Consider the following 13,899-nt stretch of genomic DNA (forward strand, 5'->3'; position numbering starts at 1 on the left):
AAAACGCCGGAATAACCCGTGCGTTCCCTTCCGGAATGGCAGTGCAATTTTGGTGAAACGCTTGACCTGGCCCCGTTTCGCCGTGACGATTAGTGAACGTTTCACTGTGAGTTAGATCATAAAAAGTCATCCTCGAAAGTGAGTCCCATGTCGTCGTCACCCTCATCGGGCCTGCCCGGAAAATCCCCGTCCGGACATTCGCAGCCCGGCACCCTGACCAAAGCCCCGGCCCGCACACCCAAGCGAACTCCGGGCTGCCTCAGGAAAAAGACCACCGCGCTTGCGCTGGCGTCCCTCCTCGCCGCGTCGGGCATTCCGGCGCTCAGCTTCGCCGGAGCCGCCGCTGCCGCCCCTGGAGCCGCCCCAGGAGCCGTAGCTGCTGCGCCCGGAGACCCCGCCGCCGTCAAGGCGGTCACCCCCGAGGTCCCGGTGGACGCCGCAGGTGTGCCCCTGGGCGGGATCACCGGCTTCACGCAGAAGAACAACGTGGTTGACCTCGCGGCGGAAAGCGGCGCCCTGCGCGTGACCTTCCTGGACGAGAGCAACTTCCGCGTCGAAGCCGACCCCTCCGGAAACTTCACCGACCCCGCCAACACGGACCAGGGCGATCCCGCACGGACCGCGAACATCGTGGTGGGCAAGGACAAGTTCGCCGGGGCAACACCCACGGTGACGGACGGCGAGTGGCTGTCCATCAAGACCCCCAAGGTGACCCTCGAAATCAACAAGGCCACCACCCAGCTCAAGGTCAGCCGCGCGGACGGTTCCCTGGTCTTCGCCGAATCCGCCCCCATCACCTTCGGCGCCAAGTCCGCCACCCAGCACCTGCAGCCCCAACAGGGCGAGCAGTTCATCGGCGGCGGCATGCAGAACGGCCGCTCCGTGCACACCGGCGCCCTGATCAACATCGCCCGGAACTTCGACTGGGACGACGACGGCTACCCCAACGCCGTGCCCTACTACATGTCCTCCAAGGGCTACGGGGTGCTGCGCAACACCTTCGCCCGCGGCTCCTACGATTTCGGCGGCCAGCCGAGCACCACCCACGAGGAGAGGCGCTTCGACGCCTACTATTTCGTGGGCGACTACAAGCAGTCCCTCGGCGCGTACACCACGCTGACCGGCAAGCCGATGATGCCGCCGGTCTATGCCCTCGAATACGGAGACGCCGACTGCTACAACCGCTCCAACCCGGGGTACTCCTCCTCGGGCTACGGCGACCCCGACGGCGCCAAGCAGCGCACCCCGGACGCCATCAAAACAGCCCGCAAGTTCGTGGAGAACGACATGCCCGCCGGCTGGATGCTGGTCAACGACGGCTACGGCTGCGAATACCAGCAACTGCCGGAAACCGTGGCCAACATCGAACGGGAAACCGACCTCAAGGTAGGCCTCTGGACCCAGCGTTCCCTGACCAACCAGGCCTACGAGGTGGGCGAAGCCGGCGTGCGGCTGCGCAAGCTCGACGTCGCCTGGGTGGGACAGGGCTACCGGCAGGCCCTCACCGGTTGCGAAGCCGCGCATGACGGCATCGAGCAGTACTCCGATGCCCGCGGCACCGCGCTCATGGTCGAAGGCTGGGCCGGCGCCCAGCGTTGTGGCATGCAGTGGACCGGCGACCACTCCGGAAACCTCGACGCCGTCCGCTGGCAGGTCTCGGCCCTCACCGGAGCCGGCAACTCGGGGCTGGCGTTCACCACCGGCGACGTGGACGGCATCTTCGGCGGCTCCCCCGAGTCGTACGTCCGCGACCTGCAGTGGAAGGCCTTCGCGCCCGCGCTCTACTCGATGTCCGGCTGGGCGGCCACGGACAAGCGGCCCTGGCTCTACGGCGAGCAGGCCACCGTCATCAACCGCAAATACCTGCAGCTGCGCCAGCAGCTCATGCCCTTCATCTACACCCTGGCCCAGGAATCCGCATCCACGGGCGTGTCCATGATGCGCTCCATGGCCCTGGAATTCCCGGAACAGCAGTGGTCCTACGGGGACGAGGCCAATAAGCAGTTCATGCTCGGCAAGGACTTCCTGGTGGCACCCGTCTTCACCCAGACCGACGTGCGGAACGGCATCTTCCTGCCCGCCGGCCAGCAGTGGGTGGACTACTGGACCGGCAAGCTCTACCAGGGCGGCCAGATCCTCAACGGCTACAACGCCCCGCTGGACAGGCTCCCCGTCTTCGTCCGGGCCGGCGCCGTGGTGCCGCAAGGCATCGTGGCCCGCAACGCTTCCCTGGTTCCCGAGGATTCGCCCATCACCCTGGACGTCTACGCCAAGGGCAAGAGCAGCTTCACCTTGTACGAGGACGACAAGGTGACCCGCGAATACAAGGACGGCAAGGGCTCCCGCCAGCGCTTCGACGTCGAGGCCCCGGACTACGGCCCCGGCACGGTGTCCGTGACCATCGGCGCCCGGACCGGCGCTTACACGGGCAAAGCCGCTGCCCGGCCATACGGGCTCACGGTCCACGCCGGCTCCGCTCCGGCCGAGGTCCGGGTGGGAGCCACACTCCTGCCCAAGCTCGCCGGGAAGGAAGCCTTCGACTCCGCAAGCACCGGCTGGTACTTTGACCCCGCCAACAACGGCACCATCCACGTCAAGGCCGGCGTGATCGCCTCGGACAAGTCCGCCAGCGTACTCCTCAAGCAGGCGGGGCCACTGGGTGGCGCCAGCCAGGAAGCCAGCGCAGCCGAGCTCCGCGTCACCACCGGCAAGCAGGTCTTCCAGGACCAGGACACCACCGTGACGGCCGAATTCGTCAACACCGGCAAGAGTACTAAGTCCAACGTCAGGATCACCCCGTCCCTGCCCGAGGGCTGGACCGTCAAGAGCGCCAGCGCAGACACCGCGGGTGCCGTTCCGGGCGGCGCCTCGGCAACAGCGACTTTCGTGGTCTCACCCGGCTCCGGCGCGAAGGCGGGCCCGCAGACCGTCCGCTTCTCGGCGTCGTACACCGCCGCGGACGGCACCGCGCAGACGATCGCCGGAGCGAACCAGATCTACGTCGCCTACGGCTCCCTCGCCGCGGCGTATAACAACATCTCCGTCACCACCGTGGCCAACAAGGCTCTGGGAAACTTCGACGGCGGCGGGGCCACCTTCGCAGCCGAACAGCTAGCCACGGCGCCCGTTCCGGCGGGCGGGGTGCGGCCGGGCGGCACGGTGACCGTGAACGCCGGGACCCCGAAGCAGGTGGACTACACCTGGCCGGCGGCAGGTCCTGACGTCCCCAACGCCGTCGCACTTTCCGGGCAGACCATCGCGCTGAACGGCAAGGGAACGCACCTGGCCGTGCTCGGCTCGGCGGCGGTGGGCGGCGGCACCAGCCCCGTGCTGACCCTGACATACACGGACGGATCCAGTGAGAAGCAGTCCATCTTCTTCCCCAACTGGCTTCAGCCAAGCGCGCTGAACGGAGCAGTCGTTGCGGTCTCCGAGATGGGCCGCAATAACGCGAACGGGCCGTCCCCGGAATACACGCAGTACAAGTACCAGGCCTTCTCCAACACGGTGCGCCTTAACCCCACCAAGGAACTGGCCTCCGTCACCCTGCCCACCGATACGCGGGTGAAATTCTTCGACTGGAAGGTCACCACCCAGCCCCTCCCGGAGGCGCCGCGAGGCACTGTCTATGCTTCGGAGACCCCGTGGGTGGACGCCGTGAACGGGTACGGCGTGATCGGCATCAACGTGGCCAACAAGGATTCGGCAACGTCCCCGGACAAGCCGCTCGCCATCAACTACACCGATCCCGCCACGGGCCAGCAGCCCCGCTACAGCAAGGGCCTGGGCGTGCACGCGCTGTCCCGGATCACCTACTACCTGGACGGCAAGTGCTCCTCCTTCACCTCGCAGGTGGGGCTGGAGAGCGGTTTCGGCGGCAACATCATCTTCAAGGTCAACGCCGACGGCGTGAACAAGTACCAGTCCCGCACCTACACTCCGGGCTTCGCCCCGGAAGCTGTCACCGTGGACCTTCGCGGTGCGGCATATGTGGAACTGGTGGTCGAGCCGTCGGGGTCGATCAACGGAGCCCACGGAGTGTGGGGCGACGCGAAGTTCACCTGCGCGCCCTAAGGCTCGCCGGCTGAGTCCCCGCTGCTTAGGTACGACGGCGGGTGGTTGCCCTCCGGGAAACCCCTGGAGGCGACCACCCGCACTCAGTGCTGCTTCGCGGTGATGTCCGCGCCGGAAACCACGCGGGCAAAACCGTCGCCGAGCGCGGCGATGAAGGCCGCATGAACGGCCTCGCCGGGCACCTGCACGCCGCCGAATTCGAGGTCCGGGGCGGCACAGGCGTCGTGGACGAGCACAACGTCGTATCCCAGTTCCGCTGCCGCCCGCACGCTCGAATCAACACACATGCTGGTCATCATGCCGGCCACCACCAGTTCATCGGTGCCCAGCGCCTGCAGCAGTCCGGCCAGCTCCGTGCCGAGGAAGGCGTTGGGCTCGCGCTTGGTAATGACCGTCTCGCCGGGCAGCGGACGCACCGACTGGTGGATCTCGACGCCGGGCGTCCCGGGTCGCATGAAGCTCGCCTCGGGAGCGTCCCACTCATGCCGGACGTGCACCACTGCCTCTCCGCTGTGCCGGAAGCCTTCGAGCAGGGACGCCGCCGCGGCGGCCGCGGCCTCGGGGCCGACGAGCGGGTGCGCGCCACCCGGAAAGTAGTCGTTCTGGATGTCAATGATGAGCAAGGTCCGGCTCACGGTTCCCCGATTCGTTGGTTCGTTCGTGTGTGGCTGGGGCTTATGCGGCCATCGTAGCGGGAGCGGCGCGCGGCTTTCCTCACACCTCAATAGCTGTCACAGGGACACGGCATAATGGCGCGAGTGGGGAATACAACAAAGATTCTGGTAACTGGACTTGCGGCCCTGATGCTGGCCGGATCGCTGGCTGCGTGTGACGACGGCCGCGCCGGGGCGGAGGGCGCCGCGAAGCAGCTCGCGTCCTCGCTGGCCGGCCTCGACCTCGGCTCCGTGGCCCTTGAAGGCACGGATACGGCAGCGGCGAACGAGCGGCTCAAGGCCGTGTTCGCGGACCTCGGCGGCATCAAGCCGGCCGTGGAGGCCGGTGAGGTGAAGCTCGACGGGAGCAAGGCCACGGTGCCGCTGAACTACAGCTGGAAGCTGGGCTCCGCCGAATGGAAGTACAGCTCCCAGGCGGAGCTGGCGAAGTCCGGCGACAAGTGGACCGTGAAGTGGAACGCTGCCCTGCTCGCGCCGGAGCTCAAGGATGGCGAGGTCCTGGACGTGACCACGGCCAAGGCGAAGCGCGGCGGCATCCTGGGCGCCGGAGACACCCCGATCGTTCAGGACCGCAAGGTGATCCGTGTGGGCCTGGACAAAACCAAGGTGGACGCCGCCAAGGTCGATTCTTCCGCGCGGGCACTGGCCGGGCTGGTGGGCCTGGACACTGCGGAGTATGCCAAGCAGACCGCGGCCGCCGGTGCGCAGGCCTTCGTGGAAGCGATCGTGCTGCGCGGTTTCACCACGGACATCACCGAGGTAAAGCTGAAGGCGATCCCGGGGGCGGTGGCTCTGCCGGACACTCTGTCCCTGGCGCCCACCCGCACCTTCGCCCGTCCCATCCTTGGGGCCGTGGGCCAGGCCAGCGCCGAGCAGATTGAAAAGTCCAAGGGCGCCCTCAAAGCCGGGGACGTCGTGGGCACCGGCGGCCTGCAGGAAAAGTACGACTCCCTGCTCCGCGGCAAGGACGGCCTGGTGGTGGCGGCGGTACCCGCGCCCGGGCAGGACGCCCCGGCCGGGGGGACCACGGCGGCGCCCCGCACCCTGTTTGAAGTTGCGGCCACCGATGGCACCACGCTGAAGACCACGCTGGACTTAAGGTTGCAGCAGCTCGCGGAGACCACCCTGGCGGACATTGGCCCGGCTTCGGCCATTGTGGCGATCCGGCCGTCTACCGGGGCTGTGCTCGCCGCCGCGTCCGGTCCCGGCAGCAACGGCTACAACACCGCCATGCTGGGCCAGTACGCCCCCGGATCCACGTTCAAGATCGTCGATTCGCTGGCGATGTTCCGCGACGGCATGACCCCCGACTCCAAGGTCGAGTGCACGCCCACCCTCACCGTAGACGGCCGCACCTTCAAGAACGCCGAGGGCTACCCCGCATCCTCCCTGGGTTCGGTTCCACTCCGTGAAGCCTTCGCGCACTCGTGCAACACGGCCTTCATCTCGGCCCGGAACAAGGTCAGCCAGCAGCAGCTCGAATCCGCCGCCACCTCCCTCGGCGTGGCCGTGGAAGCACCCAACTTGGGCGCCGACGCTTTCCTCGGCTCCGTTCCCGGCAGCGCGGAAGGCACCGAACACGCCGCCTCCATGATCGGCCAGGGCAAGGTGCTTCTCTCGCCGCTCGCCGCGGCAGTGATGGCTGCCTCCGTCGGTCACGGCGCTCCCGTGTCACCGCAGCTCGTCCTCAACCCCGACGGCGGTGCCTCTCCCGCGGGGGGCGCCTCGCCGTCGTCGCCGGCTTCCTCCCTTGCCTCACCGTCCGCCCCGGCGATCGCGAAGCCGCTGACGAAAGCCGAAGCGGCTGAACTCAGCGACATGATGCGCGCCGTGGTGACCTCCGGCCACGCCGGCTTCCTCGCGCAGGTGCCCGGTGCCCCGGTGGGCGCCAAGACCGGCACCGCCGAGTTCGGCAAGGAAAACCCGCCCAAGACCCACGCCTGGATCGTGGCTGTGCACGGCGATCTTGCGGTGGCCGTGTTCGTCGAGGACGGCGGCCTTGGAGCCACCACCAGCGGTCCGCTGCTGAAGGAGTTCCTCACCGCCGCGGGATAGCGCTGGTGCCCGGCTGCGGCTTGGACGTATCCTCAGGCTGTCACGCGGAACCTTCCCGGAAGGCCACGCAACGGAACAGCATCGAGGGGGAACGCATGACCACGCCGCCGCCGGACCTTCAGCCCGGATACCCGCAGTCCGACCAGACTCCTGTCACCCAGGGCCAGCTGCGCTGGTACCTCGAAGGCATGAGGCACGCCCGCCTGGCCGCCGTGTTCGGGGTGCTCGGGATCGTGTCCCTGGGCGTCGTCTTCGGCCCGCTGGCGCTCATGCAGTCCAAGAAAGCCGAGGCCTACGGGGTTCCCGCACAGGACGGAAGGATCCTGGGCTGGGTGGGGATCGGCCTGTTCATCGCCTGGTGCCTGTTCTTCATTGCCTACTTCATCCTCATTGTGAGCTTCATTACTCAGCTGCCGCACATCATGAGGTCGCCCCTGCCGAACCGGTACTGACGGGGCTCGCCAGCCCGGCCGAATCAGTCGTGGAACGGTTCGCCGGTGAGCTGGTGGTCGGCGTGGTTCAGGGTTTCGCGAATGAGCCGCACCAGGTGGCCGTCGTGCAGGGAGTAGATGACGTGCCGGCCGTCCTTGCGGGTGTCCACCAGGCCGCTGAGCCGCAGTTTCGCCAGATGCTGGCTGACAACGGTGCGCGGTACGTCGGCCATTTCCGTGAGTTCTGTGACCGACTTTGGCCCCGAGGTCAGCTGCCAGAGCAGGTGCAGCCGGGTGGGTTCGGCGAGCATCCGCAGGGTTCCGGCCGCGGTGTCGAGCAGCCCGGCGTCCGGAGTGACCTCGTGGACGAGGGACGGCTCGGGGACTTGCCGTTTCATGTTGGCCATGCTCAAAGGCCTGCTCCTATTGCTTGAGTTCCGCGGCTTCCCGGCCGTCCGGGCTGGTGTCCGTACGCGGCCGCACGGACCTGCGCGGCCACGAAAGGAAAGCACCCGTACCGCCTATCATCGCAACAAATGTCAGCGCGAGGGCAGCCGGGCCAAGCCCCGCCGCGGCGCCGAGCCAGCCCGCCAGCGGATATGTGAGGATGTAGCAGGCGTGGGACAGCGAGAACTGCGCCGTGAAAACGTACGGCCGTGTCTCCTCATCGGAGGCTTCGCGCAGCAGCCGTGCCGACGGCGTCAGGACCGTTGAGTTACCGGCGCCCAGCAGGAACCACAGACCAAGCAGCCACCACCAGGCGGTGCCTGAACCGTTGCCCTGTCCGTGGCCCGCTTCCGCCAGGAACGTCACTGCCGTGGCGCCGGCCATGACCGCGGGGATTACTGCCGCACCGGTGAGCATGACCTGACGGTCCCCGAAGCGCTCCAGCAGGCGGGGCGCACCAAGCGCCACGGCCATGGAACCCACCCCGAAGCAGGCCAAGGCCAGGGCAAGGTCCGTCTCCGGCCGGTGCAGTACCTCCCGGACGTAGACCACGGTGTTCACCAGGACCAGGGCCGTGGGTGCGGCAACCACCAGGTTCAGCGCCAGCAGCGAACGCAGTTTGGGGGTGCGCCAGAAGATCCTCGCGCCGAGGGTAGTTCGGTGCCACAACGACGCCGGAGCCTCCTTTGATCCGCCGCCCGGTGTTGATCCGCTGACCGCTGTTGCGGGCAGCGCGGTGCGGACCACCAGGAGCGCCGAGAGCAGGAAGCCCGCGACCGTTCCGAGGAACAGCTTGTTGTAGCTGAGAACGGTCAGCAGCAGGGCCGCGATCGCCGGGCTGGCCAGCGCTTCCAGGTCGTAGGCCAGCCGGGAAAGGGATAGCGCCCGGGTGTAGTCCCGCTCTGCCGGGAGGACCGTCGGAATCAATGACTGGAATGCCGGGGTGAACGTTGCCGAGGCGGACTGCAACAGGAAAATCACCACGTAAATCTGCCACGCCTCGGTGATGAAGGGCAGGCACAGGGCCATCGCCGCCCGCAGCAGGTCGGCCGTGATGAGCACCGGCTTCTTCGGAACGTTGGCTACCAGGGCGTTGATCACCGGGGCGAAGCCCACGTAGGCGGCCATCTTGATGGTCAGTGCCGTGCCGAGGACGGCCCCGGCGTCCTTTCCGGCCAGGTCAAAGGCCAGCAGGCCCAGCGCCACAGTGAGCAGCCCTGTGCCCAGGAGGGCCACGACCTGGGCGGAGAACAGCCGCCGGTACGTTCCATTCTGCAGTAGTGGCAACATCAGCTTTCCCGCTTTGAGTGCATATGTGCATTGTAGTGCACTCATTTGCGGTGGTACATCATTGCGTGAATACACTGATCGATGTACTTTGATTTCATGGAAACGCTCACGCATGCGCCCGTGCTTGCCCGCTTCGGATACGCGGTCTCGGATCCCACCAGGGCCCGCATTCTCCTCGCCCTGGCTTCCGTACCCGCGTACCCCTCGGAGCTTGCGGATTCCCTGGCGGTCTCGCGGCAGAGCATGTCCAACCACCTGGCGTGCCTGCGCGGCTGCGGACTGGTGCTGGCTGTTCCGGACGGACGGCGCACGCGCTATGAGCTGGCCGACGCCCGCCTGGGCCACGCCATCAAGGACCTCATTGGTGTTGTGCTGGCAGTAGATCCTGCCTGCTGTGCCCCGGACGGGGAGTGCCTGGTATGAGCACCCTTGAACTCGCCCTTTCCCCTGCCCGGCGGGCCGTGCTGAGCCGCCGGATCCGTCTCTTCGCCGCCGCCACCATCAGCTACAACCTCGTGGAGGCAGTGGTGGCCTTGTGGGCGGGAGGCGTGGCGGACTCTTCCGCTTTGATCGGGTTCGGGCTCGATTCTGTAATCGAGGTGGGGTCCGCCGTCGCGCTGTCATGGCAGTTCTCGTCCACGGATCCTGAGCGGCGCGAGCATGTGACCCTGCGGATCATCGCGATCTCCTTCTTTGCCCTCGCGGCCTTCGTGACGGCGGACGCGCTCCGTTCCGTGGCTGGCGGCGGCGAAGCGCAGCACTCCGTACCGGGACTGGTGATCGCCGCCCTGAGCCTGGCAATGATGCCCGTCCTGTCCTGGGCGCAGCGCCGGGCCGGCCGCGAACTGGGCTCCAGGACGGCCGTTGCCGACTCGAAGCAGACTCTGCTGTGCACCTACCTTTCGGCGGTGCTGTTGCTTGGCCTGCTGCTGAACAGCACCCTGGGCTGGTGGTGGGCCGACGCCGGAGCCGCCCTGGTCATCGCGGCGATCGCCGTGCGCGAAGGCGTCAACGCGTGGCGCGGCGACGTCTGCTGCGACGGCTGCGGGAGTGGCCCAGGAGCTGGCGAGGCACCGGAAAGGAGCACCCATGACCTTTGAACTGAGGGTCATCGAAGGATGTCCGAACAGCGGCCCCGCCCTTGAAATCTTCCACCGCGCCTTGGCCGAGGAGGGACTGCCGGACGAACACGTGGTGGTCAGGACGCTCGCCAGCGATCGCGAGGCTGCGGCGCTTGGTTTCCACGGTTCGCCGTCGTTCATTGCCTCCGGCAAGGATCTGTTCCCGGCAAACTCGCAACCGGCATTGAGCTGCCGCGTCTACCGGACCCCGCGCGGCCTGGCGGGACTGCCCGAGCTGGAATCGGTCCGCGCCGCGCTGCGGGATTCCGCGCAGGTTCCGCGCTAGGACCTATCCGACGTGGACCCAGGGGCGCCGGGTGACTTCGGGCTCGGCTTCCCGGAGGACTTCGCGGGTGACGGGAGCTATTTCCCCTTCCCCGAGGAACAGGAACTTCAACAGGTTGGTTACGGGGTTTCCTTCGGTCCAGCGGAAATAGATATGCGGCATCAGTCCGGTGATGTCGCGGATGTGCAGGAGTACCGAGGCAATGGTGTTCGGTACCACGGGTCCGTGGACCTCCAGGATCCGGAAGCCGTGCCGGGTGACGCCCCGGACTTCGAGCTCGGTTTCGAAATCCGAGGAGTCATCCACGATGACTTCCAGGAACAGTGCTTCGCTTCCCAGAGGCAGGTGGCTGACTTCGATCGCGGACGTCAGCTTCTCGCGATAGGCGCTGGCGGTCAGTCGCTCGGGCTGATGGGCGATCAGGGAGATCGGCCCCGCAAGATCCGAGGACATGAATTCCAAGGCTGTCCGGTCGAGCCGGACATGGGTGGCATGGAGTTCGAAGGAGCGCCTGATGCGGGAAAGGAGCGAGATGACGATGATGCCGAGAATGAAAAGGCCGGCGATCCGGATGCCTTCCGGCCGTTCGATGATGTTGGCGATGGTGGTGTAGACGAAGACCACGGAAATGGCCCCGAAACCGAGCGTCTGGCTGGCCTGCTTCTTGCGCCGGGCCGAGAGGGTCACGGCGATGGCGGCCGAGGTCATCAACACCAGGACGCCGGTGGCGTAGGCACCGCCCTGGGCGTCGACGTCGGCGTTGAAAAGGAAGGTGATGAGGAACCCGATCAGGGTGAAGACCAGGACCAGGGGCCGCACGGCGCGCGCCCATCCGGGCGCCATGCCGTACCGGGGCAGGTACCGGGGCACGAGGTTGAGCAACCCGGCCATGGCCGAGGCGCCGGCAAACCACAGGATCGCGATGGTGCTGATGTCGTACACGGTGCCGAATCCGTTGCCCAGGTATTGGTGGGCAAGGAATGCCAAGGCGCGCCCGTTGGCTTGTCCGCCCGCTTCGAATTCCTGCTCGGGGATCAGGACGACGGTGATGAAGCTGGTCGTCAGGAGGAATCCGCTCATGATCACGGCCGCTGTGGTCAGCAGCGAGCGGGCGCCGTGGATGCGCCCCGCTGGGTTTTCTTCGGTGTCGGAGGGGCGGCCCTTGATCTGGGGCATGACCGCGACGCCGGTTTCGAACCCGGACAGGCCCAGTGCAAGTTTGGGGAAGACGATCAACGCGATGGCGATCACCATGAGCGGATCGCCGTGGGAGGTGGTGAGCGCATGCCACCAGTCACCCACCATCACCGGGTGCTCAAAGACCCCTGCCATGGTCACCACAACCACCACCGCGTTCAGGCCCAGGTACAGCACCACCAGGGCGACCGCGACGCCGATGGCCTCCTTGAATCCCCGCAGGAATACCGCGGCCAGAAGGGCCAGGAGGAAGAGCGTGACCAGTACGTTCTGCCCTTGAAGCCACCCCGGCATCAGGGGGTTCTGGACGGCGTGGGCGGTGGCGTCGGCGGCGGACAGGGTCATGGTGATCATGAAATCCGTGGCGGCAAAGCCAAGCAGGACCAGGACCAGCAGTTTTCCGCTCCAACTCGGCAGCAACCGCTCCAGCATCGCGATGGAACCCTCGCCGCGGGGGCTTTCCTGAGCGACTCTCCGATAGACCGGAAGGGCGCCGAACAGGGTCACGATGATCAAGACCAGGGTTGCCAGCGGGGAAATCACGCCCGCGGCCAGGGCGGCGATGGCCGGCTGGTAGCCCAGGGTGGAGAAATAGTCCACACCGGTCAGGCACATGACCTGCCACCAAGTGTGTTTCCTCAAGTGCTCGTCGCTGACGGCGCCGGGCCCCTGGTGCAGGCCCTTTGCGTCCTGGAGGCCGAACAGCAGCCATCTGCGGAAGCGCTCCGCGGACCCCGGCCGCGGCGCAGAGGGATCCGCCGGCGGGCGGCTGAGCGTGGTCATGATTACCTCTCCGCGACGGGGCGGGAACTCCGTGGCACTGCCGACGCTAGCACCGCGGAAAGACCCCGGAAGCGGTGTACCGGAATCCTTGATGAGTCCTTAACGCCCAGGGTCCGACGGCGACGGCTTTTCGCAGATTGGGCGTTTGGAATTCGTAAAGGCCGGTGTTGGAAAAGCTCGGACGGTGCTCCGATGGAGGGAGAGAACCCGGCGTTCACCGCTTCTGGCACAGGAGGTCAAGGAATGGAACCGGAATCACAAGAAGCCACGGACGCGCCGGGAACCGCGGCGTTCTTGTCGATCGATGAGACCGGCGACTTCAGCTACCACCCCTCGGAACAGGCGTTGCTTGAGGGGTATGAGTATGTGGGCGAGGCGGCCTGCATCCTTGACCGGGACGGCGCCCAGTACCGGCTTGTCCTGGACGAGGACCGCCGGCTTCGCTTGGGACCGCGGCTGGGGCAGGTCGACTTGAACTGGCTCAGGCAGGCATGGACCACCGCGCTGAAGACGCACGCCCCGGCGCATCGGCTGCGCCGGCACCTGCCGGCAGATTTGGGCACACTGCCCGCCGAGTTATTCGAGATCCTGGCCCTTGAACAAGGCGTCCCGCCCTTGGACGGTCCGTGGGTCCTTGAGGCCAAGGGAAAGACGGAAACGCTGCCAACCTTGGCGGAGACGGACCGGCGTGCGGCGGCCCTGCACGAACACGATGGCATCCGGGTAGAGGACCCGTACGGCCGCAGCTACCGCCTGGAATGGCCGCACCCGCGCCTGGTTCCCGGCAGGCCGTTCTACGTCGAAGTGTAGATTCCCCAGGATTCTTCGCCGAATGGCTCCCTTAGCCGGCGCCCACTCCAGCGCAGCCAAGCTGCGCGGCGAAGGCCAGCATGGCGTCGCGTGCCATGTCCACGGTGACGAGCCTGTTGCCGGACACGATGTGCAGCCCGTACGCGTCCTCGAGGGCCACCATGTTCATGGCCGCCTGGCCGAGATCCGAGGTGATCGAGAAGGCGCCGGAGGCATTTCCCTCCTCGAAGATGGCCCGGTACGTGGCGGTCTGCCGGAGGTACATCTGCTGGACCAGGGAGTCGTGCAGTTCCGAGCTGCCCGCCATGAAGTCGAACTCATAGAGCAGGCGCATGAGGGCGTCGTCCGGCCCGCTCGGCAGGCCGCCGTCGACCGCTGCGCGGAGCTTGTCCGCAGGGGACTTGAGCTCAGCCACCAGCTCGTCCCTCCGGTCGCAGAAGCGTTCGGTGCCGGCCCGGTGCGCCTCGACAAGGAGGGCATCCAGGTCGTCGAAATAGTAGAGCAAGGCCCCGCGGGTGAGGCCTGCACGCTTGGCGATGTCGGACAGCGAGAGGGAGCGCAAGCCCTGTGCGGAGGCTTCCTTGAGGGCGGCTTCCACGAGTTCCGAGCGCCGCTGCTGCTGCGTGTTGGGGCGGGCCATGCCCTTGACACTATCCGATGTGAGCTGCCACACTCCAATGGTTATTTGACGCTGGTGTCAAAAAACAAAATCCTTCCTTCGCAGACCGAAC

The 13,899-nt window shown here is 66.8% G+C and carries 12 protein-coding genes; 7 read left to right on the forward strand and 5 right to left on the reverse strand.

The window, feature by feature from the left end; all coding sequences use genetic code 11:
* Positions 1-147: 147 nt before the first annotated feature.
* Positions 148-4,074 carry an NPCBM/NEW2 domain-containing protein gene (locus tag ACNQPB_RS04330; protein ID WP_498749400.1) on the forward strand — a complete coding sequence of 1,309 codons (3,927 nt, stop codon included), beginning with the start codon at positions 148-150 and terminating at the stop codon, positions 4,072-4,074.
* Positions 4,075-4,157: 83 nt separating this feature from the next.
* On the opposite strand, the gene ACNQPB_RS04335 is transcribed toward ACNQPB_RS04330, so the two are convergent.
* The gene (locus ACNQPB_RS04335; protein WP_498749402.1) at positions 4,158-4,709 is read right to left on the reverse strand and encodes a cysteine hydrolase family protein; all 552 of its coding nucleotides are present in this window, start codon (positions 4,707-4,709) and stop codon (positions 4,158-4,160) included.
* Positions 4,710-4,823: 114 nt separating this feature from the next.
* Between ACNQPB_RS04335 and ACNQPB_RS04340 the strand changes: the two genes are divergently transcribed.
* Entirely contained in the window at positions 4,824-6,803 is a 1,980-nt protein-coding gene (locus ACNQPB_RS04340) for a penicillin-binding transpeptidase domain-containing protein (RefSeq protein ID WP_498749404.1), read from the forward strand.
* Positions 6,804-6,898: 95 nt separating this feature from the next.
* A complete protein-coding gene (locus ACNQPB_RS04345; protein ID WP_498749406.1) occupies positions 6,899-7,255 on the forward strand; it encodes a hypothetical protein in 357 nt (118 codons plus the stop codon).
* A gap of 23 nt (positions 7,256-7,278) precedes the next feature.
* On the opposite strand, the gene ACNQPB_RS04350 is transcribed toward ACNQPB_RS04345, so the two are convergent.
* Positions 7,279-7,632, reverse strand: coding sequence for an ArsR/SmtB family transcription factor (locus tag ACNQPB_RS04350; protein ID WP_498749407.1), 354 nt, complete (start codon positions 7,630-7,632; stop codon positions 7,279-7,281).
* Positions 7,633-7,657: 25 nt separating this feature from the next.
* Positions 7,658-8,971: an MFS transporter gene (locus tag ACNQPB_RS04355; protein ID WP_498749408.1), complete on the reverse strand. Its 1,314-nt coding sequence runs from the start codon at positions 8,969-8,971 to the stop codon at positions 7,658-7,660.
* Positions 8,972-9,067: 96 nt separating this feature from the next.
* Here ACNQPB_RS04355 and ACNQPB_RS04360 point away from each other — a divergent pair, with 96 nt between their 5' ends.
* Genes ACNQPB_RS04360 through ACNQPB_RS04370 form a run of 3 tightly spaced genes read left to right on the forward strand, consistent with a single transcriptional unit; the run spans position 9,068 to position 10,378 of the window.
* Positions 9,068-9,394 (forward strand): ArsR/SmtB family transcription factor, encoded by a 327-nt coding sequence (locus ACNQPB_RS04360; protein WP_498749409.1) that lies wholly within the window; start codon positions 9,068-9,070, stop codon positions 9,392-9,394.
* A complete protein-coding gene (locus ACNQPB_RS04365; RefSeq protein ID WP_498749411.1) occupies positions 9,391-10,071 on the forward strand; it encodes a cation efflux transmembrane domain-containing protein in 681 nt (226 codons plus the stop codon). The genes ACNQPB_RS04360 and ACNQPB_RS04365 overlap by 4 nt, the downstream gene beginning before the upstream one ends.
* Entirely contained in the window at positions 10,061-10,378 is a 318-nt protein-coding gene (locus tag ACNQPB_RS04370) for a hypothetical protein (RefSeq protein WP_498749412.1), read from the forward strand. The genes ACNQPB_RS04365 and ACNQPB_RS04370 overlap by 11 nt, the downstream gene beginning before the upstream one ends.
* A 3-nt stretch (positions 10,379-10,381) precedes the next feature.
* On the opposite strand, the gene ACNQPB_RS04375 is transcribed toward ACNQPB_RS04370, so the two are convergent.
* The gene (locus tag ACNQPB_RS04375; protein WP_498749413.1) at positions 10,382-12,358 is read right to left on the reverse strand and encodes an APC family permease; all 1,977 of its coding nucleotides are present in this window, start codon (positions 12,356-12,358) and stop codon (positions 10,382-10,384) included.
* A 243-nt stretch (positions 12,359-12,601) separates the two neighbouring features.
* On the opposite strand from ACNQPB_RS04375, the gene ACNQPB_RS04380 reads away from it, so the two are divergent.
* Positions 12,602-13,168: a hypothetical protein gene (locus tag ACNQPB_RS04380; RefSeq protein ID WP_498749415.1), complete on the forward strand. Its 567-nt coding sequence runs from the start codon at positions 12,602-12,604 to the stop codon at positions 13,166-13,168.
* Between the two features lie 31 nt (positions 13,169-13,199).
* On the opposite strand, the gene ACNQPB_RS04385 is transcribed toward ACNQPB_RS04380, so the two are convergent.
* Entirely contained in the window at positions 13,200-13,808 is a 609-nt protein-coding gene (locus tag ACNQPB_RS04385; RefSeq protein ID WP_498749416.1) for a TetR/AcrR family transcriptional regulator, read from the reverse strand.
* Positions 13,809-13,899: the final 91 nt, after the last annotated feature.

The organism is Curtobacterium sp. LFS079 (assembly GCF_047977865.1).
Taxonomy (GTDB): domain Bacteria; phylum Actinomycetota; class Actinomycetes; order Actinomycetales; family Micrococcaceae; genus Arthrobacter.